Origin of the sequence: Phenylobacterium sp. (genome assembly GCF_036723115.1) — a bacterium.
GTDB lineage: Bacteria > Pseudomonadota > Alphaproteobacteria > Caulobacterales > Caulobacteraceae > Phenylobacterium.
Map to the genome: position 1 here is coordinate 1 of NZ_DAIMHV010000020.1, position 22,018 is coordinate 22,018.

21 protein-coding genes, 1 tRNA gene and 1 pseudogene are annotated in these 22,018 nt (G+C 68.7%); 9 read left to right on the forward strand and 14 right to left on the reverse strand.

Annotation, left to right across the window (positions count from 1 at the left end; genetic code table 11):
- Nucleotides 1–398: pseudogene (locus V7D28_RS04055) on the reverse strand (SPOR domain-containing protein); the annotation flags it as partial.
- Between the two features lie 103 nt (nt 399–501).
- Entirely contained in the window at nt 502–1,680 is a 1,179-nt protein-coding gene (locus V7D28_RS04060; RefSeq protein WP_333586081.1) for a deoxyguanosinetriphosphate triphosphohydrolase, read from the reverse strand.
- Nucleotides 1,681–1,767: 87 nt separating this feature from the next.
- Here V7D28_RS04060 and V7D28_RS04065 point away from each other — a divergent pair, with 87 nt between their 5' ends.
- From V7D28_RS04065 to V7D28_RS04085, 5 genes are all read left to right on the forward strand, one after another.
- On the forward strand, nt 1,768–2,100 hold the full coding sequence (locus tag V7D28_RS04065; RefSeq protein WP_333586082.1) for a HesB/IscA family protein: 333 nt from the start codon (nt 1,768–1,770) through the stop codon (nt 2,098–2,100).
- 81 nt (nt 2,101–2,181) lie between these two features.
- Nucleotides 2,182–2,961, forward strand: a complete 780-nt coding sequence (gene xth / locus V7D28_RS04070; RefSeq protein WP_333586083.1) for an exodeoxyribonuclease III — start codon at nt 2,182–2,184, stop codon at nt 2,959–2,961.
- 42 nt (nt 2,962–3,003) lie between these two features.
- Nucleotides 3,004–3,741, forward strand: coding sequence for a hypothetical protein (locus V7D28_RS04075; RefSeq protein ID WP_333586084.1), 738 nt, complete (start codon nt 3,004–3,006; stop codon nt 3,739–3,741).
- A gap of 51 nt (nt 3,742–3,792) precedes the next feature.
- A complete protein-coding gene (locus V7D28_RS04080; RefSeq protein ID WP_333586085.1) occupies nt 3,793–4,485 on the forward strand; it encodes an NnrU family protein in 693 nt (230 codons plus the stop codon).
- Between the two features lie 53 nt (nt 4,486–4,538).
- Nucleotides 4,539–4,883: a hypothetical protein gene (locus V7D28_RS04085; protein ID WP_333586086.1), complete on the forward strand. Its 345-nt coding sequence runs from the start codon at nt 4,539–4,541 to the stop codon at nt 4,881–4,883.
- 120 nt (nt 4,884–5,003) lie between these two features.
- On the opposite strand, the gene V7D28_RS04090 is transcribed toward V7D28_RS04085, so the two are convergent.
- The 5 genes from V7D28_RS04090 to V7D28_RS04110 all read right to left on the reverse strand — a co-directional run bounded on the left by V7D28_RS04090 (nt 5,004) and on the right by V7D28_RS04110 (nt 10,463).
- Nucleotides 5,004–5,480, reverse strand: coding sequence for a glutathione peroxidase (locus tag V7D28_RS04090; protein ID WP_333586087.1), 477 nt, complete (start codon nt 5,478–5,480; stop codon nt 5,004–5,006).
- A gap of 81 nt (nt 5,481–5,561) precedes the next feature.
- Nucleotides 5,562–6,803 carry a PepSY-associated TM helix domain-containing protein gene (locus tag V7D28_RS04095; RefSeq protein ID WP_333586088.1) on the reverse strand — a complete coding sequence of 414 codons (1,242 nt, stop codon included), beginning with the start codon at nt 6,801–6,803 and terminating at the stop codon, nt 5,562–5,564.
- Nucleotides 6,797–8,869 (reverse strand): TonB-dependent siderophore receptor, encoded by a 2,073-nt coding sequence (locus tag V7D28_RS04100; protein WP_333586089.1) that lies wholly within the window; start codon nt 8,867–8,869, stop codon nt 6,797–6,799. The genes V7D28_RS04095 and V7D28_RS04100 overlap by 7 nt, the downstream gene beginning before the upstream one ends.
- A 144-nt stretch (nt 8,870–9,013) precedes the next feature.
- The gene (locus V7D28_RS04105) at nt 9,014–9,937 is read right to left on the reverse strand and encodes a Gfo/Idh/MocA family protein (RefSeq protein ID WP_333586090.1); all 924 of its coding nucleotides are present in this window, start codon (nt 9,935–9,937) and stop codon (nt 9,014–9,016) included.
- A gap of 184 nt (nt 9,938–10,121) precedes the next feature.
- Nucleotides 10,122–10,463, reverse strand: coding sequence for a copper-binding protein (locus V7D28_RS04110; protein ID WP_333586091.1), 342 nt, complete (start codon nt 10,461–10,463; stop codon nt 10,122–10,124).
- Between the two features lie 133 nt (nt 10,464–10,596).
- Here V7D28_RS04110 and V7D28_RS04115 point away from each other — a divergent pair, with 133 nt between their 5' ends.
- Nucleotides 10,597–11,502, forward strand: a complete 906-nt coding sequence (locus V7D28_RS04115) for a cobalamin biosynthesis protein CbiG (RefSeq protein WP_333586092.1) — start codon at nt 10,597–10,599, stop codon at nt 11,500–11,502.
- 25 nt (nt 11,503–11,527) lie between these two features.
- On the opposite strand, the gene V7D28_RS04120 is transcribed toward V7D28_RS04115, so the two are convergent.
- The 6 genes from V7D28_RS04120 to glmU form a co-directional block, all read right to left on the reverse strand.
- Complete coding sequence (locus V7D28_RS04120; protein ID WP_442957890.1) at nt 11,528–12,904, reverse strand: MATE family efflux transporter; 1,377 nt, start codon at nt 12,902–12,904, stop codon at nt 11,528–11,530.
- A gap of 125 nt (nt 12,905–13,029) precedes the next feature.
- Nucleotides 13,030–14,409 (reverse strand): class II 3-deoxy-7-phosphoheptulonate synthase, encoded by a 1,380-nt coding sequence (locus V7D28_RS04125; RefSeq protein ID WP_333586094.1) that lies wholly within the window; start codon nt 14,407–14,409, stop codon nt 13,030–13,032.
- A 67-nt stretch (nt 14,410–14,476) separates the two neighbouring features.
- The gene (locus tag V7D28_RS04130) at nt 14,477–15,730 is read right to left on the reverse strand and encodes an O-antigen ligase family protein (RefSeq protein WP_333586095.1); all 1,254 of its coding nucleotides are present in this window, start codon (nt 15,728–15,730) and stop codon (nt 14,477–14,479) included.
- Complete coding sequence (gene gor / locus V7D28_RS04135) at nt 15,727–17,109, reverse strand: glutathione-disulfide reductase (protein WP_333586096.1); 1,383 nt, start codon at nt 17,107–17,109, stop codon at nt 15,727–15,729. The genes V7D28_RS04130 and gor overlap by 4 nt, the downstream gene beginning before the upstream one ends.
- An 11-nt stretch (nt 17,110–17,120) precedes the next feature.
- Entirely contained in the window at nt 17,121–17,804 is a 684-nt protein-coding gene (rpiA, locus tag V7D28_RS04140) for a ribose-5-phosphate isomerase RpiA (RefSeq protein WP_333586107.1), read from the reverse strand.
- A 75-nt stretch (nt 17,805–17,879) separates the two neighbouring features.
- Nucleotides 17,880–19,235 (reverse strand): bifunctional UDP-N-acetylglucosamine diphosphorylase/glucosamine-1-phosphate N-acetyltransferase GlmU, encoded by a 1,356-nt coding sequence (gene glmU / locus V7D28_RS04145; RefSeq protein WP_333586097.1) that lies wholly within the window; start codon nt 19,233–19,235, stop codon nt 17,880–17,882.
- Between the two features lie 92 nt (nt 19,236–19,327).
- Here glmU and V7D28_RS04150 point away from each other — a divergent pair, with 92 nt between their 5' ends.
- The 3 genes from V7D28_RS04150 (at nt 19,328) to V7D28_RS04160 (ending at nt 20,588) form a co-directional block, all read left to right on the forward strand.
- Complete coding sequence (locus V7D28_RS04150) at nt 19,328–20,062, forward strand: HAD-IA family hydrolase (protein WP_333586098.1); 735 nt, start codon at nt 19,328–19,330, stop codon at nt 20,060–20,062.
- A 16-nt stretch (nt 20,063–20,078) separates the two neighbouring features.
- Nucleotides 20,079–20,153 (forward strand) — tRNA-Val (locus V7D28_RS04155).
- Between the two features lie 288 nt (nt 20,154–20,441).
- Complete coding sequence (locus V7D28_RS04160; protein WP_333586099.1) at nt 20,442–20,588, forward strand: hypothetical protein; 147 nt, start codon at nt 20,442–20,444, stop codon at nt 20,586–20,588.
- 133 nt (nt 20,589–20,721) lie between these two features.
- Here V7D28_RS04160 and V7D28_RS04165 read toward each other — a convergent pair whose 3' ends face one another.
- Entirely contained in the window at nt 20,722–21,462 is a 741-nt protein-coding gene (locus V7D28_RS04165; protein WP_333586100.1) for a hypothetical protein, read from the reverse strand.
- Nucleotides 21,463–22,018: the final 556 nt, after the last annotated feature.

Here is a 22,018-nt window from a genome sequence, read left to right on the forward strand (position 1 = left end):
GGACGGCTCTCCACCGGCGTGGTCGGGCGCATTTCCGGCGCCGGACGGGCCTGGGGCTCTTCCGGCGGGGGCACGAAGTTGGGCTGGGCGGGCGCAGGCTCGCCCAGTTCGGACTGATAGATCTGCAGGCCCGTGGCCGGATCCACCGGCTGGGCGTCCGCCGCCGGCTGGCCCTTCATCTCGCCCACGGGCGCGCCCACCACCGGCGGCGCCTCGCCGGACTCCTGGGCGCCGGAGCGATAGATGAGCACGATGGCCACCACCAGCACCACCAGGACCACGGCGCTGATGACCAGCATCAGGGGCGCCGGGCGCGAGCCCCGCACGGGTTGGCGCGCGTCAAAGGACAGGGGCGCGTCGGAATGGGGCGTATAGGCGCCGCGATCATGGTCGGACATCGCGCAGGCTCCGCGGGATGGAAATGGGTCGGCGCGCGCCGAATCAGGCGCGCCAGGAGGCAAGTCTAGCCGAGGCGGGGCCCGTGCGCGGCCCGCCTTTGGCTCAGGCCCAACTCTCCAGGTGGAAAAGTCGCCGGTGCTCCTCGATGGCGTATCTGTCGGTCATGCCGGCGATATAGTCGCAGACCACCCGGGCGCGGCCGGCTTCGTCGCGGTCACGGGACTGGGCGTACCACTCGCCGGGCAGGACGTCGGGCTCCTGCATGAAGAGCGCGAACATCTCGGCCAGAATACGACGAGCCTGGCTGCGGGTGCGGTTGACCCGCCAGTGGCGGTACATTCGCTCCATCAGGAAGGCGCGCAGCTGGGACAGGTCCTCCACCATGTCGTGGGAGAAGGCCACCAGGGGGCCGCCCATGGCGCGGACATCCTCAGGGTGCTTCAGGCCGTGGCCCTCGGCCCGGCGGGCGGTCTCGGCCAGGACGTCCTCCACCATGGCCCCGATCATCCGGCGCACCGCCTCCAGCCGGATGATGCCCGGGTCAAGGTCCGGATAATCGGCATAGGTGCGATGCAGGATGGGGCCGATGAGCGGCACGTCCAGCAGTTCCTTCAGATGAAACAGCCCGGCCTGGACCCCGTCGTCCACGTCGTGATTGTTGTAGGCGATGTCGTCGGCGAGCGCCGCCACCTGCGCCTCCGCCGACGCCCAGGTGGACAGGCGCAGGTCATATTCGGCGTCGAACTCGGCGATGGCCCGCCAGGAGGGGCGATCGAGCTTTCCGCTCACCGGGCCGTTGTGCTTGATCACCCCTTCCAGGGTCTCCCAGGTCAGGTTCAGCCCATCGAACTGGGGGTAGCGGCGCTCCAGCTTGGTGACCACGCGGAAGGTCTGGACGTTGTGATCAAAGCCGCCGAACTCGGCCATGAGGATCTGCAGCTCGTCCTCGCCCGCATGGCCGAAGGGCGGGTGGCCCAGGTCATGGGCCAGCGCCACGGTCTCGGCCAGGTCGGCGTCCAGCCCGATGGCCGCGGCGACCGACCGGGCGATCTGGGCGACCTCCAGCGAATGGGTCAGCCGGGTCCGGAAGTGGTCGCCCTCATGGGCGACGAAGACCTGGGTCTTCTCCTTCAGGCGCCGGAAGGCGGTGGCGTGAATGATCCGGTCGCGGTCGCGGGCGAAGGGCGTGCGGGTGCGGCTGTCGGGCTCCAGAACCTTGCGGCCGCGGGACGAGCCGGGGTCTTCCGCATAGGCGACGCGGGGGGGAAGGAAAGAGGCCATCGAACCCTTCTTCACAAACGGCCCTTGGAGCAGGCCGCATCCGGCCACATATAGTCGAGGCGCACCCTTCCTGTAACAGCCGCCGCCATGACCGCCGTCGATCTGACCCTTTCCGCAACCGCCGCCCAGCGTCTGAAGGCCATCAGCCAGGCCGAGGGCCGACCTGTCATGCTGCGCGTGGCCGTGGAAGGGGGCGGCTGTTCGGGCTTCCAGTACCAGCTCGACCTGGTGGACGCCCCTGAGCCGGACGACCTGCGCATCGAGCGGGACGGCGCGGTGGCCCTGGTGGACGAGATTTCGCTCGTCCTGCTCAAGGGCTCCGAGATCGACTTCGTCGACGAACTGGTGGGCGCGGAGTTCAAGATCCGCAACCCCAACGCCAAGTCCAGCTGCGGCTGCGGCGTGAGCTTCTCCATCTGAGATCGCCATCCCGCGCCGTCGGCCTGGGAATTCACGGCGCTGCGGCCTATCCATGGCCGACACCCGCCGCCGGAGACCGCGATGAAGCTCGCCACCTGGAACGTCAATTCCGTCAACGCCCGCCTGGAGACGGTGGTCCGGTGGTTCGAGCTGGCCCAGCCGGACGTCGCCTGTCTGCAGGAAATCAAGTGCGTCGATGAGAAGTTTCCCGCCGAAGTCTTTGAAAGGCTTGGGTATAATGTCTGCGTCCACGGTCAGAAGACCTATAATGGCGTCGCTATCCTGTCCAAGTCGCCCCTGGAGGATGTCCGGCGCGGCCTGCCCGGAGACGAGACCGACGACCAGGCCCGCTATCTGGAGGCCGTAGTGTCAGGGCCTTCGCCGGTGCGCGTGGCCTCCATCTACCTGCCCAACGGCAATCCGGTCGCCTCGGAGAAGTTCGCCTACAAGCTGGACTGGATGGCGCGCCTGCATCGCCACGCCCAGGATCTGCTGAGGTTCGAAGAGCCCCTGGCCCTCATGGGCGACTACAATGTCATTCCAGAACCCCGTGACGCGGAGAACCCGGACAAGTGGCTGGATGACGCCCTGTTCCAGCCCCGCACCCGGGAGGCTTTTCGGGCGCTTAAATGGCTAGGTCTGACTGAGGCCTATCTCCAGGCCGACGGCGCGCCCGGCGCCTACACCTTCTGGGACTATCAGGCCGGCGCCTGGCAGCGGAACCACGGCATCCGCATCGACCACGCCCTGCTCTCGCCCCAGGCCGCCGACCGGCTGAAGGGCTGCGAAATTCATCGTGACGTGCGCGCCTGGGACAAGCCCTCTGACCATGTCCCCCTGGTGATCGACCTCGATCTCTGAACGCCTTCTCGCCAATGGCCAAGCCCGTTAGCCTGCGGCCTCATGGACGAGACGGTGCGGCTGATTCTCTGGCTGGCCCTGGCGGGCACGGCGGTGACCTTCGCCGGGAGCGCCGCCATATGGTTCATGGACGAAGACCGGCGCATCCGCCGCGCCTTTCGTCATGTGATGAAGGCCCAGTCCGACGCGGTGATCAACGCCCACGGCCGCGGGGTGGGCTTCAATTTCTCGCGCAACCTCGCCGCGGTGGCCTGGGACCAGGGCGCCTGGTGCCTCGTCTATCGGATCGACGAACTGGTGGGCGCCGAACTCATCATCGAGGGCGACGTTCGCGCCCGGGTCTATCGCGGGGAGGCCCGCCGGCCCCTGGAACAGCGGGGCTCGGCCAACGGTCAGGTGATCCTGCGCTTCATCTTCGACGACGCCCGCTATCCGGACTTCGAACTCGTGCTGTGGGCTCCAGGCGACGAAGCCAGGCGGAACGGCCCCTCCCCCGCCCAGGCGATTCAGGACGGCAACCGGTGGATCACCCGGATGGAGGCTATCCTGCGCCGCGCCGCGCCCGTTCAACGGCCCTCGCCTGCCCCGCCCAGCCAGCCTCAGGTCCGAGCGGCGCCGCCGCCTGAGCCGAAGTTCGAGGCCCCGCAGGCCGAACCCTCGGACCCGCTGGACGAATCTCCGCCCTGGGATGAGGCGCCTGTTCGCAAACCGGCCCGACAGGCTCAGCGGGAGCCCAGGACTCGCGACCTCTTCGACGACGAAGACGAAGCTTTATCTTGACGCTGTAAATTGATGCGGGGATGGTGTCTCCAGCCTTTCGGGGGAAACGCCATGGTCTCGCTGTTCGCCGCCGCCGCGGCCTTCATTGTGCTCCACCTGCTGGTGTCCGGGACCGTCGTCCGGGACGGACTGGTCCGGCGGCTCGGCGAAGGCCCGTATATGGGTCTGTTCTCCCTGGCCTCGGCCGCCCTGCTCACCTGGATGGGTTTCGCCTATGGGGCGGCTCGTGGCGACGAGGCCAATCTGGCCTTCTGGGGCGTGACCGCAGGGGGCCGTCACCTTCAGTACGTGCTCCAGCTGGTGGCGGTGATCTTCGTGGTCATCGGCCTGACCACGCCCAACCCCACCAGCGTGAAGCAGGAGCAGATTCTGCAGCGGCCCGATGCGGTGAAGGGAATGCTGCGCATCACCCGCCACCCCTTCCTCTGGGGCGTCAGCCTGTGGGCCGCAGGCCATCTGATCGTCAATGGCGACGTGGCGAGCTTCCTGCTTTTCGGCTCCCTGCTGGTCCTGGCGCTTGCCGGAACAGTCAGCATCGACGCCAAGCGCCGCCGGGTCCTGGGGGACGCCTGGGCGCCGTTCGCCGCCCAGACCTCCAATCTTCCCTTCGCCGCCATCCTGTCCGGCCGCCAGAAGCTGCGCCTGGGGGAGATCGGCTTGCTTCGTCCCCTGGCCAGCGTGGTCGCCTATGGCGCCCTCCTCGTCCTGCACCCCTATGTGGCCGGCGTGCCCGCCCTGGCTTGAACTTGGTCCCCACCAGGGCCAGTGTCTCGGCGCCTGGCATGGGAGTAAGCTTGATGAAACTCGTGGTCGCATTTTCGGTCGCAGCGCTCGGCCTCGCCGGTGGAACGGCCCAGGCCCAGACCCTGCGGCTGACCCAGCCGGCCGATCTGAACGGCGACGGCGTGGTCACCGACGCCGAACGGGCGGAGTATGCGGCGTCCAAGACCGACGCCACGCCCTGGGACCAGCCGAGTGCGGTCAATGTCGCCGCCCCCAGGGGCGCGGGCGGCCCGTCGGTCACCTTCAACGAAGGGCCGAGCGACTATACGAGCCAGCCCCGCCTCGAAAACCGCGCCGTGCAGGCCAGCGGGTTTGAAGAGTACATCAACGCCGAAGCCGACAAGGGCCGTCGCCGCTAGAGCCGATGCGATCAGACGGAACCGTCTGATCGTTGAATCAGGCTCTGAATTCAGAGGCTTGAGCGCGTTTCGTTCCGATAACCGGTTCCCACTTATCGGAACGCGCTCGAGAGGACGGCCTCAAAGCGCCGCCTTGATCTGGCCGACCATGTCGGGATCGGCGGGTTCGGTGCGCGGACCGAAGGCGGCGATCAGACGGCCGTCGCGCCCCACCAGCAGCTTGTGGAAGTTCCACACCGGCTCGGCGGCCTCGCCCAGTTCGGCCCGAGCCCACTGATAAAAAGGATGGGCGCCCTCGCCCTTCACGTCCGTCTTGGCGGTCATGGGGAAGTCCACGCCGAAGGTGGTGGCGCAGAACGCCGCGATCTCCGATTCCGTCCCCGGCTCCTGGCCCATGAACTGGTTGCAGGGCACGCCCAGCACCACCAGCCCCTGGTCGCGATAGTCTGAATAGAGCTTCTCCAGGCCCTCATACTGGGGGGTGAGGCCGCACTTCGAAGCGGTGTTGACCACAAGAACCACCTTGTCCTTGAAGGTGGTCAGGGGCAGCTCGCCCCCGTCGATGGACTGGAAGGCGAAGTCATAAGCGTCGGCCACGGGCGTCTCCTGCTGATTTGTCGCACAGGTTAGGCGGCCGCGGTCGCGCCGCAAGGGTCTGCGCGCCCGGCCTCGCTCCGGCTAACCCTGGGCGAAGACGCTGGGAATGAGCAGAAATCCCGCCAGCACCAGAAGCAGGGCCGGCCAGCGCCAGAGTCCCATGCCGCGCCAGCTGGCGGCCAAAACGCTTCCCCAGCCCTTGGGCCGCCGCTCGGCCCGCAGGAGGCGAAGGGCGTAGATGGCGACGCCCGAGACCGACAATCCGGTCAAGGCGAGGCCGAAGACGAACCAGATCAGCTTGGTGGCCAATCCCCCGAACGTGCCGAAATGCAAGGGGTCGGCCGCCTCTGAGATTCGCTGGTGCAGGGTCAGGGCGCGCCCGTCGGCGACCAGTTCCACCGCGCCGGTGTCGACGCCTGTCCAGACAGCGTTGGCGCGGTCGCGCACCAGCATGGCGGCGTCCTGTCCCTGGAAGACGAAGGCCCCCGACTTCTCTGTAGGAAACATGATCCGTCGGATCCGCAGGTCAGGAGCAGCCGCTCTTGCGGCCTGAAGGCTCCGCCCCAGCGCCGCGGCCTGGGCCGGCGCGGACAGCTCGGACGGGGCGATTTTCGCCGAGGGATGAGACGGCGCGGAGAAGGCCAGCTCCTCGGCCATGTACCAGAGGCCGGTGACGATCATCAGGGCGACGAACCACAGGCTCCAGACCCCCGCAAGGCGATGGAAATCGCCCGTGGCGGTTCTCAGATCATTGAACCGCACCGGCCGAAGGAAGCCCCGCCACCATTTCTTGTAGACCACGAAGGCGGTCACCAGGCTCACGGCCAGCAACAGCGACAGCGAGGTGACGATGGGCACGCCGATGGGGATCGGCATCATCAGGTGCCGGTGCATGTTGCGCAGGATGCGCTGGGCGCCGACCCAGTGTCCGCGCCCCTGGAACTCCCCCGTGGTCGGGTGAAGATAGACGAATGAGAGGCCGCCCTCGGGCGACTCCACGATGGCGGCCGCGGCGAACCAGGGATCGGTCGGACCCTCCAAGCTGAGCACGCGGCCTTCTCCAGCCTGGGCGACGGCTGTCGCCGCTATGGCCGGCCAGTTCGCCTCCGCCGCCACCGTGGCGGGATTCACCCTCATGGCCGGCCGCATGAGCCAGTCCAGTTCGTGACTGAGGGTGGCGAGGGTCCCGGTAAGCAGGATGAAGCTGAGGAGGATCGAGAACTTCAGCCCCGCCCACTGATGCACCTCCCACCAAAGGCGAGAGGCCTTCTTGCCCCGACGCGGCTGGACCAGGGCTCGCCCCTCGCCGTCCAGGGCTACCATCGCCGCGAGAGCTCGACGAAGACCGAGCGCGGTTCGCCGGGGAAATGGCCCGTCCGGTCGGTGAAGCCCGAGGCGGCGTAGACCTCGTCGGTCAGGTTGTCGATGCGCAGCAGGGCGCGCCAGGGTCCGGTCGTATAGATGATGGAGGCGTCCAGGACGAAGTAGGGTCGGACCTTCTGGTTCGACAGCGAACGCCGGACATCGACATAGTCGCCCCCTAGGGCGACGGCCAGGCCGAGAGCCGGGAACTGATAGCGGGTCCAGAAGCCCGCCGTATGTTCTGGCGCGTTGGCGAACCGGTCGCCCACGCTGTTGGTGAGCGCGGTGCGGCCATTGTCGGCCGTGATCCTGGTGTCGTTATAGGCATAGGACCCGGTCACCACCCAGTGGGGGGTCACGTCGGCGGTCAGGTCGAGCTCCAGGCCCTTGCTGGTGATCTCACCGAAGGCGACCAGATCATTGACGCCGTCATTGTCCACGTCCCCGCGCGGATCGGCCTGGAGGATGTTGGTGCGGGTGATGTGATAAAGGCTCGCCGAGCCCTGGACCCGGCCGCCCATGAGTTCGGCCTTCAGCCCGCCCTCATACATCTCCCCTTCCGTGGGCTCGAACGGACCGCCCGCCAGAGGCGTCTGGCTGGCCACCCCTTGAGGCTCGAAGCTCTGGGACCATTGGCCGTAAAGCGAAACGTCCGGGCGCAGGCGGTAAACCAGACCCGCCCGCCAGGTCAGGGCGTCATCCTCGAACCTGGTGACGCCGGAAACGTCCTTGAAGCTGTCATAACGGGCGCCCACCGTGCCGATCAGCGGCCCGACCGTGCCCTCATAGAGAAGATAGCCCCCCGCACGCTCGGACTCGGTGAGGGTGCGGGCGAAGGCCGGAAGGATGTAAGCGCTGACGGGGGTCAGCCCATAGACCGGGCGCGACAGGCTGAGCGGCGCCGGGGCCGTTGCGGTGACGACGGCGCCCCCGTTCAGGCTGCGGCTCTTGAAGTCGAGCTCGCTGGAGAAGGCGTCGGCCCCGGCCAGGAGACGGCTGTCGATCACGGCGAGGTCGAACGACCAGATCAGGTTGCCTCCGAACGACCAGTTCGACAGGTCGCGGATCTGGTCTCGGTACTGCCGGCGTGTGGTGTCGGCTCTGCTGTCTCCGTTGGTGTCCAGCAGGCCGAAGGGCTCGTGGTACTTCTGGGTCTCCAGACCTTCGCTGTAGCGCGCGGCGAGGTTGAGAGTCAGGGCGTCGGAGGCCTGGGCCGTCCAGCTGGCCTGAAGCACATTGGCCTCGAGACGCAGGAAGTCTCCGGGTTCATTGTGATTCCAGCGCCGGTCGGCGAGGAAGTGGCCGAGGTTGTCGGTCGGGATGCCGCGCAGGCGGTTGCCGGGCAGGTTCTGATCATAATGGGTGGCCTGCAGGGTCAACTCGCCCAGGGGCAGGTCCAGCTTCAGCCCCCCGTCCACGATCAGGATTTCCGAGCGCGCCCCCACCCGGGGGGTGTTGCGCTCCTCGTAGAAGGCGCCCAAGCGGCCGGCCAGCCCGTCCAGCGGCAGGGGGCCTGTCACTTCGGCCGAGGCGCCATAACGCGCTTCGGTCCCGACGACGCCGGCCACCCTGGCGGCGAAGACGTCCTCCGGCTTCTTGGTGACATAGTTGAACAGGCCGCCCGGCGCGCCGGGGCCGTAGAGCATGCCCGCCGGCCCCTTCAGGAACTCCACGCGCTCCACATTGAAGAGCTGCGGCACCGAGAATCCCGCATAGGGGTCGCCGCGAAGGCCGTCGAAGAAGATTTCTTCCTGCCTGAAGCCCCGCGCCGTCACCCCGGCGTAGGAAAAGAGGCTGACGCCTGAGATGCTGCGGTACAGATCCTGGGCGTCTCGCGCCCCCTGGTCAGAGATCAGCTCGGCATTGATGACCTGAACGGTCTGGCTGGAGGCGAGCGGCGCAGTGGGCAGGCGGACGGCCTGGACCTCCTGCGTGCGATAAAGCTGTTGCGCCCGACCGCTGACGACGACCTCGCTTACGGTGGCGTCCTGAGCGTTCGCCTGGACGGCGACCATCGTCGTCGCCATCGCCATCGCCGCGCTCATCATAAGCCGTCGCTTCATATCGTCCCCCTTGAGCGACGCATTGTTGCGACCGCATTGCAGTCGCACAAATGCCGCAGAGGCAGGATCGATCGCAAGCCTTTTTTGCGACTAATTCCTAGGAACCGTTCAGCCGCCCGGTTCGAGCCCCTGCTCCACCGCCAGGGCGAGGTCGAGGGCGCGGATGGCTTCGGCGGCGGTGACGACGGGCCGCGGCGCCTCCCCCCGCACCGCGGCCAGGAAGCCTTCGATGCTGGCGCCCAGGGTGTCCTGGGCGGCGGGCGTTTCGGCGAAATCCGGGTTCAGCGAGAAGCCCGTGGTGTTGCGGAAGGCCCGGGTGAGGAAGTCGATCTCCAGTTCGCCGCTGGGATAGACGATCTTCATGGTGCGCTTGCGGGCCTGCGCCTGGCGCGAGACGTCGAAGAGGGCGGTGAAGCCGTCGTCGAAGGTCACCTCCGCCCGGGCCGTGTCCCAGGCGCCGCTGCGCACGATGTCCCCCTCGCCCTCGGCCGTCACCGGCTCGGCTGACGAGAGGGAAAGCGCCAGGTCCAGGTCATGGATCATCAGGTCCAGCACCACCGAGACGTCCAGGCTGCGCTCGGACGGCGTGCCGTGGCGCACCGCCTCCAGCCGCAGGGGCTGGGCGGGGATGTCGAAGAGGCCCATGACCCCGAACAGCACCCGTTCCTGGTGCCCGCAGGCCACCACGCAGCCGGCGCGCGCGGCCGCCTCGGCCACCTTGGCGGCGTCGGCCACCACGGTGGCGATGGGCTTTTCGATATAGACCGACTTGCCCGCCTGGACCGCAGCCAGGGCCTGGGCGGCGTGGAAGGGCGCCGGCGAGGCCACCGTCACCACATCCACCGCCTCAAGGAAGGCGTCCATCTCGGAAAAGGCCCGCCCGCCCAGGGGCATGGCCAGGGCGGCGGCGCGCTCGGGGTGGGGATCATGCACGGCGGCCAGATTCACGCCGGGCAGGCGGGCATATTGGCGAGCATGATAGGCGCCGAAGACGCCGGCCCCGATGACTCCGCCGCGCAAGGTCTCGCTCATGGGCCCTCCATTTCGGGCCCGCGCCTGGAGCGCGTTCCGATAAGTGGGAACCGGTTATCGGTTCACAACGCGCGTCCAACAGGGAATCCGGCCCGTGATCCGATTCCGTGAAATCGGATCACGGGCTAGCATGATCCGACGGTCCGGCGCCACCGCTGCGGCGGCGCCGGATCTGATCACGCGACTATCGCGCCGCAAGCTCCGTCAGCACAGGCAGGGGCTCAGCGGCCTGATATTTGAAGGCCACCCGCGAGCCGGGCTCCAGAGGGGCCTCGGCCAGGACGGTGGCGTAGGCGCGGAACTCGCTGCGGCCGGCCGGCAGACCGCCTTCCACGGCCTCGTGGTCGATGGTGGCGGTGCGTCCGTCCAGGGCGACCAGGGCGCCGACGCCGCTCAGTTCCGGCCCGGTGGGCGCAGCCTCAATCTCGCCGCCGCCGGCCACGGGCGCGCGGGCGCCGTCAGAGGACGGGCCGCAGGCGGCGAGCGCCAGGCTGGCGGCCAGGGCGGCGAACAGGACGGGCTTCATTACAAATCTCCAGGCTGCGAAAGCGCCGACACCATAGCCATCTTATGTGTCTTGTGAACGACCCGCCATTGGCCCGGCCCCGGCGAGAGGCTACAGTCACAACCTCCCCGTCACCTATGCCCCGGAGTTCGCCGTGTCGCGCCTGTTCAGCGCCTATGTGATCGTTGACTGGAGCGCGGCCGCCAAGCCCGCCACCGGCGCCGACTCGGTCTGGATCGGCGTGCTCAAGCGCGACGTGCGCTTCCGCATGTCGTTCGAAGCCCACAATCCGGCCACCCGCCAGGAGGCCGAGAAGGTGCTGGTCGGCGTGCTGGACGACCTGAAGAAGCGCGGCGAGCGCGCCCTGCTGGGCTTTGATTTTCCGCTGGGATTCCCCCGCGGCTTCGCCGACGCCCTGAAGCTGCCCGGCGAGGCGCCCTGGCGGGCGGTCTGGGACCAGATCGACAAGATGGTCAAGGACAAGGCCGACAACACCAACAACCGCTTCGGCGTGGGCTCGGAGTTGAACCGGCGCATGACCGGCGGCCCCTTCCCCTTCTGGGGGTGCCCGCCCAAGGACGCCCTGACCACCCTGCAACCCAAGCGCACCCGCGCCCATGGACCCGACGACCTGCCGGAATTCCGCCATGCGGACCAGGCCGCCAAGGGCGCGGCCTCGATCTGGAAGCTCTATTACAACGGTTCCGTGGGGGGGCAGGCCCTGCTGGGCATTCCGGCCATCCGACGGCTGAAGGCCGCCCGCGGAGATGCGGTGCGAGTGTGGCCGTTCGAGACCGGGTTCAAGGCCCTGAGCGAAGCCGATCTGGACGGAGTCGAGGCTGTGGTGGCCGAGGTCTATCCCTCGCTGCTGAAGATCAAGGCCTCGCCGGGCGAGGTGAAGGACCTCGTTCAGGTGCGCGAGACCGCTGAGCACTTCGCCCGGCTGGACGAGGCGGGCAAGCTCGCCCCCCTGTTCGCCGTCCCGCCCGGCGCCGATCAGGACGTGGCCGACGCCGCCGACCGTGAGGAAGGCTGGATCCTGGGCGCCGGCCACGGCTGACGCCCGAGCGCCCGGCGCCACGCGCCTAAAGCGGCCGCAGCGAGAGCCTCCAGAACCGCCAGGCCAGCAGGCCCGCCGAGAGCAGGCTGGCCAGGATGACGGCCCAGACCAGACCCATCACCCCCAGGCCCTGGGGAATGGCCAGCCACCAGGCCAGCGGCATCATCACCACAATGTAGCTGATGAGGTGGGTGAAGGTGGGCAGCCAGACGTCCCCCCGCGCCCGGAGCGCCTGGGCGATCACCACCTGCAGGGCGTCGGTGAGCAGGAACAGGCAGGACAGGGCCAGAGCCGCGGCGGCCACGGCGATGACCTGCGGCTCGGTGGTGTAGGCCGCGGCGATCCACGGCGCGGTGGGCCAGATGACCAGGGAGACCACGACCCCGAACACGGCGGTGACCGCAAAGCCGATGAGGCCCGCCCGCACCACGCCGGCCCGGTCGCGGGCCCCGTAGGCCCGGCTCACCAGCACCGCCGTGGCGGCCGCCAGACCCAGAGGCGCCATGAAGACCATGGCCACCACATTGAGCACCACGGTCCAGGTGGCGAGCGCCAGCACGCCGATCCAACCGGCCACGATGTTCAGCGAGGCGAAGGCCGCCACCTCGAAGAAGTTGGACGCGCCCGCCCCATAGCCCACCTTGCGCTGTTCGGCCTCGGCGTGGCGATCGCGCTTCGGCTTGGCGAAGACCCCGAGTTCGGGCGCCTCGCGCATGGTGGCGATGAAGACCAGCAGGCCGATCATCAGAAAGGCCCGCGCCGCGAAGGTCGCCCAGGCCGCCCCCACCGCCCCCAGGGCCGGCAGGCCGAAGGCGCCGGGCACCAGGACCAGCAGGAAGGCCAGGTTCACCGCATTGGCCAGCCACATGATGATCATGGCCGGCGCCGGCCGCGACAGCCCCTCCAGCCAGAAGCTGGCGGCGCAGGCGATGACATAGGTGGGCAGGGAAAGCGCGAAGACCACCACCGGCCAGGCCGCCCCGGAGGCCAGTTCCGGCGCCAGGCCCAGATGGGCCAGACCGAACGGTCCCAGCAGCGCCAGGGCCGCCATGCTGGCCAGGCCGATCCAGGCCCCATAGACGAGGCCGCGCCGCAGAACCGCCCCGCTCTCGTGGCGACGCCCCTCGCCCACGGCGCGGGCGGTCATCACCTGGACTCCAGTGAGCAGGCCGATGGCCATGGTCAGCACCACCGAGGTCGGCGCCCAGGCCAGGGCGTGGAAACCCAGCTGCTCGGCGGAGTAGCGGCCCACCACGATGGCGTCCATCAGCCCCATGGTCATGACGCCCAGCCGGGACATCACGACGGGCCCCGCCAGGCGCACCAGCAGGTTCAGGTCGCGACGCACGAGGTTTTGGCGCGCCGCCGACGCGGGCGCTGAAGGGGCCGCAGATCCGGCCATGACGCACATCCAATGTCAAAGAGGCGCGGAAGGTGATCGTCCCGCCGCCGCAAGGCAAGGCTGGCGAAGCGGCGCGGATCACGTCCGGCGGCGCGGTGGCCCGTGGGCCACAGACGCAGCGGCGATCAGACCGCGACGCGGCGGGCCATTTCCACCCGGTCTTCTTTGAGCTTCTCAGCCACGAGGAAGGCCAGTTCCAGCGCCTGTTCGCCGTTCAGGCGCGGGTCGCAATGGGTGTGGTAGCGGTCGGCCAGGTCGCCCTCGGTCAGCGCCCGCGCGCCGCCCAGGCATTCGGTGACGTTCTGGCCGGTCATCTCCAGATGCACGCCCCCCGGATGCACGCCCTCGGCCTTGGCGATCTCCACGAAGGATTTCACCTCCGACAGGATGCGGTCGAAGGGCCGGGTCTTGTAGCCGGTGGCCGCCGTCAGCGTGTTGCCGTGCATGGGGTCGATGGCCCAGACCACATTGCGGCCCCCGGCCTTGGTGGCCTGCATGAGGCGCGGCAGGCGATCGGCGATCTTGTCGTGGCCGAACCGTCCATAGAGGGTCAGGCGGCCGGCTTCGTTGCGAGGGCTGAGCACGTCGATGAGCCGCAGCAGCTCGTCCGGCTCCACGGTCGGCCCCACCTTGACCCCGAGGGGGTTCTTCACCCCGCGGCAGAACTCGATGTGCGCCCCGTCCAGCTGGCGGGTGCGCTCGCCGATCCAGAGCAGATGCGCCGAGGTGTCGTACCAGTCGCCCGAGGTGGAATCGACGCGGGTCATGGCCTCCTCGAAGCCCAGCAGGAGGGCTTCGTGCGAGGTGAAGAACTCCACCCGGTGCAGGTCGGGATGGCTGTCGGGGGTCACCCCGATGGCCGCCATGAAGGTCAGGGCCTCGCTGATCTTCTCCGACAGCTCGCGGTAGCGGGCGCCTTGCGGGCTGTCATTGACGAAGCCCAGGGTCCAGCGATGGATGTTGTAGAGATCGGCATAGCCCCCGCCGGCGAAGGCGCGCAGCAGGTTCAGCGTCGAGGATGACTGGGCGTAGGCGCGCAGCAGGCGCTCTGGATCGGGTGTCCGCGCCTCAGGCGTGAACTCCATGCCGTTGATGTTGTCGCCGCGATAGGAGGGCAGCTCCACATCCCCGATCTTCTCCACCGGCGAGGAGCGCGGCTTGGCGAACTGGCCGGCCATGCGGCCCACCTTCACCACCGGCTTGCCGCCGGCGAAGGTCAGGACCACGGCCATCTGCAGGATCAGCCGGAAGGTGTCGCGGATGTTGTCGGCGTGGAATTCCTTGAAGCTCTCTGCGCAGTCGCCGCCCTGCAGCAGGAAGGCGCGGCCCTCGGCCACGTCCCCCAGCAGAGATTTCAGCCGGCGCGCCTCGCCGGCGAAGACCAGCGGCGGCATGCCGCGCAGGGTCTGCTCCACCTGGGCCACGGCGGCCGGGTCCGGATAGTCCTCGGGAATGTGCTTGGCCGGCTTGGCGCGCCAGTTCGAGGGCTTCCAGGTCTCGCTCATCAGTACTTCTCCAGGCGGCGAGGCGTCCGCGCCGCTAAAGGGCGCGCAGGACCGAAGGTGGCGCCTTCTACTCCGATAAGCGAGGCGAGGTCGATGGGCTGCGGACAGCGGTCTGGCGGCGGCCGGCCTCAGCGGCGCGGGGGGCCAGCCGCTGGACGCTGGCGGCGGCGAGGACGGCCAGCGCCCCCAGGGCCAGCCACCATTCCTGCCAGACCCCGAAGCTGACCGTGGCGAAAGTCAGATAGCTGACGGCGGCCGCCGCCCCGGCGCTGGCCCCCAGGTCGGGGGTGCGGCGCTCCAGCTTCAGGAACAGGCCCGCCCAGAGGATCACGGCCGCAGCGACGCCGATGACCCCCAGCTCCAGCCAGATCTGCAGAGGCCCGTTATGCGGGTGCAGCTTGATGCCGGGGCCGAACATGCGGCTGGCGTCCAGGCCCCAGCCGCGCAGGGGCTTGTCGCCGATCCAGTCGATGGCGAAGCTCCAATAGTCCATGCGCATGGACCAGGAGAGGCTGACCATCTCCTGGATGCGCCCGTAGATCCCCTGCTCCCGGGCCGCCCAGACCGCCAGGGGGGTCAGAAGGAACAGGAGACCTGCGGCGGCGGCCAGCACCCGCGGCGCGAGCTTGGGCCAGAACCACACCGCCGCCCCCGCCAGGCCCGCCGCGACCAGGGCCAGGACCGGGGCGTCGGCGGCCAGGCCAAACCCCCCGGCCAGAATGGCCGCCGCCATCAACACCGAAAGCTGCCACCAGCCCAGCCGGAACGCCGCCAGGGCCGCCGGCCCCCACAGGACCGCCAGGACGAAGACCCCTTGGGCGGTGTTGCGCACCGCCAGATCGGGCCGGATGGGATCGCCGATGGCCTGCCTGACCCACTGATAGAGGGCCGCCCCGGTCACCGCCTCGGCGATGATCAGCACCGAAAGCGCGCTGACGCCCCACATGAAGACCGACATGGCCCGGCGGAGGGCCGGCGCCTCCAGCCGCGCAACCGCGCAATAGGCCGCCCAGTAGAGCAAGGCCTGACTGACCAGCTTGGCCGGGTTCGAGGTCCAGGGGTCCTTGATTTCGAACGGGCTCCACAGGGTCGAACCCACGGCCCAGATCACCGCCACCGTCAGCGCCAGCGCCAGGGGACGGTCGCCCTCCTCCACCCGCAGGGCGGGCAGGCACATCAGCCCGATGCCGGCCATGATCGGGGCGAAGGCCAGAGGACCCAGCCAGCCGGCCAGGGGAATCAGCGCAAAGCACAGGACGAGAACCCCGCCCAGCCAGCGGTTGACCCAGACGGCTTGCGTCTCCCGGCGCGCCTCGCTCACGCCGCTGCGCCCAGGTCCTGCGGCATGTACTTCTCGCGCATGGTCACCAGTTCTTCGGCCAGCGTCGGGTGGACCGCGCAGGTGGAATCCCACTGGGCCTTGGTCACCCCCATCTTCAGGGCGACGGCGGCCATCTGGATGATCTCCGGCGCATCCTGGGCCACCACGTGGCAGCCGAGCAGGCGCTGGCTCTCCCCGTCCACCACCAGCTTGATGAGCGCCCGCTCATCCCCGCCGGCGAAGGTGTGTTTCATGGCCCGGAAGCGCGAGAAATAGATGTCCACCTTGCCGTGCTGGCGGCGGGCCTCGGCCTCGGTCAGGCCCACCGATCCGATGGCCGGCTGGGAGAAAACCGCGGAGGCGACCATCTCGTGGTCGAAGCTGGTGGGGTTGTCGTAGAATTCGGTCTGGGCGAAGGCCGCCCCCTCGCGGATGGCCACCGGGGTCAGGTTGATCCGGTTGGTGACATCCCCCACCGCCCAGACGCCGTCCACACTGGTGCGCGAGAAGGCGTCCACCACGATGGCCCCGTCGCGGGTCTCGACGCCCGCAGCCTCCAGGCCCAGGCCCTCCACATAGGGCTCCCGGCCGGTGGCGAAGAGGACCAGATCGGACGTCACCTCATGGCCTGAGGAGAGGTGGCTGGTCAGCCCGTCAGGCCCCTTGGTCACCTGGTCATGCTGGCAGCCCAGCAGGACCTTGATCCCCTTCTTGTCCATCTCCTCGGCCAGATGGGCGCGGACGTGGTCGTCAAAGCCCCGCAGGATGTTGGGGCCGCGGTGAACGAGGGTGACGTCCACCCCCAGGCCGTTGAAGATGCAGGCGAACTCCACGGCGATATAGCCGCCGCCGGCGATCACCATGCGCTTGGGCAGTTGCTCGATATGGAAGGCCTCGTCAGAGGTGATGACATGCTCGACACCGGGCATGTCCCGCGGGACCCAGGGACGGCCGCCGGTGGCGATCAGGATCTTGGCCGCGGTGACCTTGCGGTCCTTGCCGACCAGTTCCACCGTGTGCGCATCCACCAGCCGGGCCTTGGCGTGAACCAGCTCGGCGCCGGCGTTCTGCAGATTGGTGACGTAGATGCCCGACAGCCGGGCGATCTCCTTGTCCTTTTCGGCCAGGAAGGCGGGCCAGTCGAACCGCGGATCGTCCACCGTCCAGCCATAGGCCCGGGCGGTCTTGAAGTGGCTGGCGAACTCCGAGGCATAGACCATGAACTTCTTGGGCACGCAGCCGCGGATAACGCAGGTGCCGCCGACCCGGTGCTCCTCGGCCACGGCGACGCGGGCGCCGCTCATGGCGGCCAGGCGCGCCGCGCGCACCCCGCCCGAGCCCGCGCCGATGACGAAAAGGTCGTAGTCGTACTCAGCCACCAGGGCGCTCCTTAGGGTTCCAGGGTGACGACGCCTTGCGGCGTCCCCACCAGGGCCTGATCGGCCAGGTCGAGGAAGAGGCCGTGATCGACCACGCCGGTGACGCTCTTCAGCGCATCGGCCAGCGCCGCGGGCTCCTCGATCCGACCGCAGGCTGCGTCATAGATGAGGTTTCCCCCATCGGTTCGCACCGGGACGCCGTCCTTCATTCGCAGCCGCGGCGCCACGCCCAGATCGCATTCGGCGAGCGCGTCGCACAGGCGCAGGGCGGTGGTCTCGTGTCCGAAGGTCACCACCTCGATGGGCAGAGGGAACTGGCCCAGCGCTTTCACCTGCTTGGCGCCATCGGCGATCACCACGCAGCGACGGGAGGCTTCCCACACCAGCTTCTCGCGCAGCAGGGCCGCGCCGCCGCCCTTGATCAGGGCGAGCGCCGGGCCGATCTCGTCGGCGCCGTCCACGGTGAGGTCGATGGACTTCACCGGACCAAGCTCGCCCAGGCGCAGACCCAGGCTTTCGGCCAGCTGGGCCGTGGCGAGCGAGGTGGGCACCCCCAGGATGTCGATCTGGCGCGCCGCCAGGGCCTTCACGAACCAGGCCGCCGTGGACCCGGTGCCCAGGCCCACCACCATGCCCGGCTCCACCAGGGCCGCGGCGGCCTCGCCTGCGGCCTTCTTCTGTGCGTCAGCATCCATGGGCATGTGTGATCGTCTCGCGCCAAGCTGTTTCTGTTCATAGGCGCCGGGCGCGCCGAAGGCCAGGGGCCGGACTCAAGCCTTCGACTTCGCCTTGCGGGCGAGCCGGGCTGCGCGGAAACGGGCGGCCCAGTCCGGCTTTTCGGTCTGGACGGCGCGCTCCAGGGCCAGGGCGTCAGGCGCCACGTCGCGGGTGATCACCGAACCGGAGCCGGTATAGGCGCCGGCGCCGATCCGCACCGGGGCCACCAGGGCGGTGTTGGAGCCGACGAAGGCCCCCTCCCCCACATGGGTCTCGTGCTTGTCGAAGCCGTCATAGTTACAGAAGATCACGCCGGCCCCGATATTGGCGCCGGCCCCCACGGTTCCGTCCCCCAGATAGGCCAGGTGGTTGGCCTTGGCGCCCTCCCCCACCTTGACCTTCTTCACCTCGACGAAGTTGCCGATATGGGCGGCCGCGCCGATCTCTGCGCCCGGACGCAGGCGGGCATAGGGGCCGACCAGGGCGCCTGGCCCCACGCTGGCCCCCTCCAGATGGCTGAAGGCGCGGATGACCGCCCCCGTCGCCACCTTCACCCCTGGGGCGAAGACCACGTACGGCTCCACCGTGGCCCCGGGCTCGATCTCGGTGTCCCAGGAGAAGTGCACCGTCTCCGGCGCCGGCATGGCCACGCCTTCGGCCAGGAAGTGGGCCCGGCGGCGCTGTTGAAACAGGCCCTCGGCCACCGACAGCTGGACCTGGGCGTCGGCGCCCATCACCGCGCTCTCCGGCGCGAAGGCGGCGCGGACATTGGCCTCCTCGGCCACCGCCACAGCCACCACGGAGGTGAGGTAATACTCCCCCTTGGCGTTGTCGTTGCCCACCTTGTCCAGCCAGTTGAACAGGTGGCAGGCGTCGGCCGCCAGCATTCCCGAATAGCAGGCCCGCACCGAGCGCTCCTCCTCGCTGGCGTCGCGGGCCTCGACGATGCGCAGCACGTGGCCGTCGCCCCCGCGGATCAGCCGGCCATAGAGGGCGGGGTCGACGGGCTCGAAGGCCAGCAGGGCGATGTCGGCCCCCTGGGCGCGCAGGCCGAACAAGGGCTCCAGATCCTTGGGCTCCAGCATGGGGCAGTCGGCGTTGATCACCAGCAGGTCGCCGGCGAAGTCGCTCAGAGCCGGCCGCGCGGCCAGCACCGCATGGCCGGTGCCCAGGGGCGGATCCTGCACCGCCACCGCCTGCGGCCCCAGCCGGGCGGCGACGGCCTGCCCCACCTGCGGCGCATGGGCGCCGACTACCACCACCACCCGCGAGCATCCGGCCCCCTGGACCGCATCGATGGCGCGGTCGAGCATGGTGCGCCCCCCGACCCTGTGCAGCACCTTGGGCAGGGGCGAGCGCATGCGGGTTCCCTGGCCCGCGGCGAGAATGACGGCGGCGCGTTCGGTCATGGCGTTGGGGCTCCCCCGAGTCGGACGGCGTTTGCAATCTCCCGGCGTTTAGCCGAAACCGCGACAGGTTTCGACGCAGGAGGCTGCACCCCTTGTCCCATCCGACATTCGCCGGCCTCGACCTGTCGGCCCTGGCCGGCGCCACCCTGGCCTTCGATCTTGACGGCACCCTGGTGGACACCGCCCCGGATCTGGTGGGCACGCTGAACGTGATCCTTCAGGAAGAGGGCCACGCCCCCCTGCCCCTGGAGGACGGCCGCCCCTTCATCGGGCGGGGGGCGCGCTTCCTGCTCCAGCGGGGCTTTTCGGCGGCCGGCGCCCCCATCGCCGATGAGGCCATGCCCGCCCTCTTCGAGCGCTTCATCGCCCGCTACAACGCCCATATCGCCGACGAAAGCCGCCCCTTCGAAGGCGTGGTGGAGACGCTGGAGGCCCTGGCGGCGGCCGGCTCGCGCCTGGTGGTCTGCACCAACAAGCGCACCGATCTCTCCACCAACCTGCTGGACGCCCTGGGCATGAGCGGGCACTTCGCGGCCATCGTCGGGGCGGACCAGGCGCCGGCCCAGAAGCCCGACCGCCGCCACCTGGAGACCGCCATCGCCCGGGCCGGCGGCGCGGTGGACCGCGCCCTCATGGTGGGCGACGCCGCCCCGGACGCCGGCGCGGCCCGCAACGCCGGCGTTCCCCTGGTGCTGGTGAGCTTCGGCTACACCGAGATCCCCGTGGCCGATCTGGCGCCGGACGAACTCATCCACAGCTATCTCGACCTGCCCGCGGCGGCTTTGCGGCTCTTGACCGCTTGCCCTGCGCGAAACGACGCGTTATAGGCGCACCCCTTCCGGCGGATGCGTAGCTCAGCGGGAGAGCACCTCGTTCACACCGAGGGGGTCACAGGTTCAATCCCTGTCGCATCCACCATTTTTCTCAAGGACTTAGGCAATCTGGCCTGAGTTGCTCCCCGGAAAACTCCCCAGAAACAGCTCGGCGCTGTCCGTCCTGTGCCTCGCCCGTTGCAGTGCATCGCCCCGGATGTTCTCATGGCGTTCTTGTCTGGGCATAAAGCACGCTCACCCCTGCCCCCACCACCTTGCTTCCCCGGCACCTACGTGCCCGTCATCGGAACCGTCGGTGAGGACGACCACGTGCCTCCTGGGCCCGGTGTTCGGTAGGTCGGTTCTCGTAGCCCAGCCGGCCGATGACCCGGGCGTGCCGCTCAACCAATACCGCCAGCATGCCAGCTGGGGCGCGCAGTGCTGCTGCGATGCCTACGCCTTCTCCACCGAGGTGGATCTAGAGGCCGTGATCGCCCGGCTGTTACGCCAGCGTCTGGGCGACGCCCACACGGGGATCTGAGAGGTCACGCGCTTCTCCCGCCGCGCCTGCCCGCGCTGCCGCGCCCAGGCGTGTGAAACACGGCCGGCATTTCCGCCGGGCCGCGTTGGCTCGCTCCGATCTTTTATTCAGATAAGGTGTGGACGAAATTCGTCTAGCCAGGGCCGACGCCGAACTCGAACTCGTGCTCCTCGCCCGCGAAATCGACAACGACCTTAAGACGCGGAGCCTCGTCTTTCGCGAACACGGGGCGCTCAGCGACGACGTTCCCTCCGAAGATTTGTCCCGGCGGCACGGTCGTTGTTCGGAGCATCACGCTTCCAAGGCCCGCGAGCGTCGCATCGAGATCAGCGCGTATGTTCGAGATCCGCCGGTCAGCCTGCGCCTGCGCGGCAGCGTTCGCCAGCGCCGCATTCGCCGGATTGTAGACAGTGGTATGACCGCTGTACGAGGCGTAGCCGCCGCTGCCATAGACCGAGCCGTACGTGTTCACAGTCGTCGGCTGAGAGGCAGAGTATGCCTGTGAGGCGGCCGACAGCGCGACAGCGAACGTTTGCCAGGCCGCAGCGTTCTTCGCCTCCTTCTCCAACTGTTCGTAGCTGTAGACGCGCACCGGCGCTCCGGCCGCGGTGAAGACGCGGACGTTCTCGACGCCGAGGTTCACGCCCTCTTCCGAGAGGTTGTAGGCGACGACGCCCAGCGTCATGCGCGCATCGAAGACGGTTGCGGTCGGAGCGACGCGGACCACCGCCTTCTCGCCTTCGGAGGCCACGGTCGCGATCCCCCGATCGTAAGTGACCTGTTGCCCCTCACCAGCGACGGGGCTCAGGCTGTAGGTCGTCGCGCAGCCAGTAACGAGCAGCCCGCAGGCGACCAAACTGAGTATCCTGAACATTCTGTCCTCCCCCAAGGTGCATGATTTTGGCGTTCAATCTGCCAGAAGCGCAAGCCCCGGTTGTCAGCGTATGGCACCGACGCTCTTGATCGGGCTGCGCATCGGATGCTCTTCGGCGTCAGCGGAAGTCGTCGACGGCGCCCGCCTAGACGTCCACGGCGGTGACACCTTGAGGCTTGCTACGGGCGGACCGTGTCTGACATTGAAGGCTCCGGCATACTCGGCGTTCAGATTCAACGCGCGGTCAACCTGAAGGGCGACGGGTCCTAACGAGCAGAGGACATTCGTCTATCCCGTCGGGGCCCGCCTTCGAAAATACGTCTGAGACGTGCGTCCTGCCCGTGAAGTAGTGACAGCGCAAAGCCTCTCCGCGACTCGGCAAGCGGGTCAACTCCCCTGGTCGCGGCGCTTGCGAGTGCCCGCTTGGGATAGTCGATTGCCAATACAATACCTGATAACCGGTGACTTGAAGCACCAGCACCACCGCGAGCCCGAGGATTAGGATGGAAATTAAAACTCGATCCTGCTTCATCTCCACCTCGCCACTAGCGACGAT

Bases quoted from the DNA above. Each gene is read 5' to 3' on its own strand.
- V7D28_RS04085 (WP_333586086.1), top strand. From the start codon at position 4,539: ATGAAACTCGTGGTCGCATTTTCGGTCGCAGCGCTCGGCCTCGCCGGT.
- V7D28_RS04060 (WP_333586081.1), bottom strand. From the start codon at position 1,680: ATGGCCTCTTTCCTTCCCCCCCGCGTCGCCTATGCGGAAGACCCCGGC.
- V7D28_RS04120 (WP_442957890.1), bottom strand. From the start codon at position 12,904: ATGGCCGGATCTGCGGCCCCTTCAGCGCCCGCGTCGGCGGCGCGCCAA.
- V7D28_RS04065 (WP_333586082.1), top strand. From the start codon at position 1,768: ATGACCGCCGTCGATCTGACCCTTTCCGCAACCGCCGCCCAGCGTCTG.
- V7D28_RS04100 (WP_333586089.1), bottom strand. From the start codon at position 8,869: ATGGCGACGACGATGGTCGCCGTCCAGGCGAACGCTCAGGACGCCACC.
- V7D28_RS04075 (WP_333586084.1), top strand. From the start codon at position 3,004: ATGGACGAGACGGTGCGGCTGATTCTCTGGCTGGCCCTGGCGGGCACG.
- V7D28_RS04125 (WP_333586094.1), bottom strand. From the start codon at position 14,409: ATGAGCGAGACCTGGAAGCCCTCGAACTGGCGCGCCAAGCCGGCCAAG.
- V7D28_RS04095 (WP_333586088.1), bottom strand. From the start codon at position 6,803: ATGGTAGCCCTGGACGGCGAGGGGCGAGCCCTGGTCCAGCCGCGTCGG.
- V7D28_RS04080 (WP_333586085.1), top strand. From the start codon at position 3,793: ATGGTCTCGCTGTTCGCCGCCGCCGCGGCCTTCATTGTGCTCCACCTG.
- glmU (WP_333586097.1), bottom strand. From the start codon at position 19,235: ATGACCGAACGCGCCGCCGTCATTCTCGCCGCGGGCCAGGGAACCCGC.
- V7D28_RS04110 (WP_333586091.1), bottom strand. From the start codon at position 10,463: ATGAAGCCCGTCCTGTTCGCCGCCCTGGCCGCCAGCCTGGCGCTCGCC.
- V7D28_RS04165 (WP_333586100.1), bottom strand. From the start codon at position 21,462: ATGTTCAGGATACTCAGTTTGGTCGCCTGCGGGCTGCTCGTTACTGGC.
- xth (WP_333586083.1), top strand. From the start codon at position 2,182: ATGAAGCTCGCCACCTGGAACGTCAATTCCGTCAACGCCCGCCTGGAG.
- V7D28_RS04105 (WP_333586090.1), bottom strand. From the start codon at position 9,937: ATGAGCGAGACCTTGCGCGGCGGAGTCATCGGGGCCGGCGTCTTCGGC.
- rpiA (WP_333586107.1), bottom strand. From the start codon at position 17,804: ATGGATGCTGACGCACAGAAGAAGGCCGCAGGCGAGGCCGCCGCGGCC.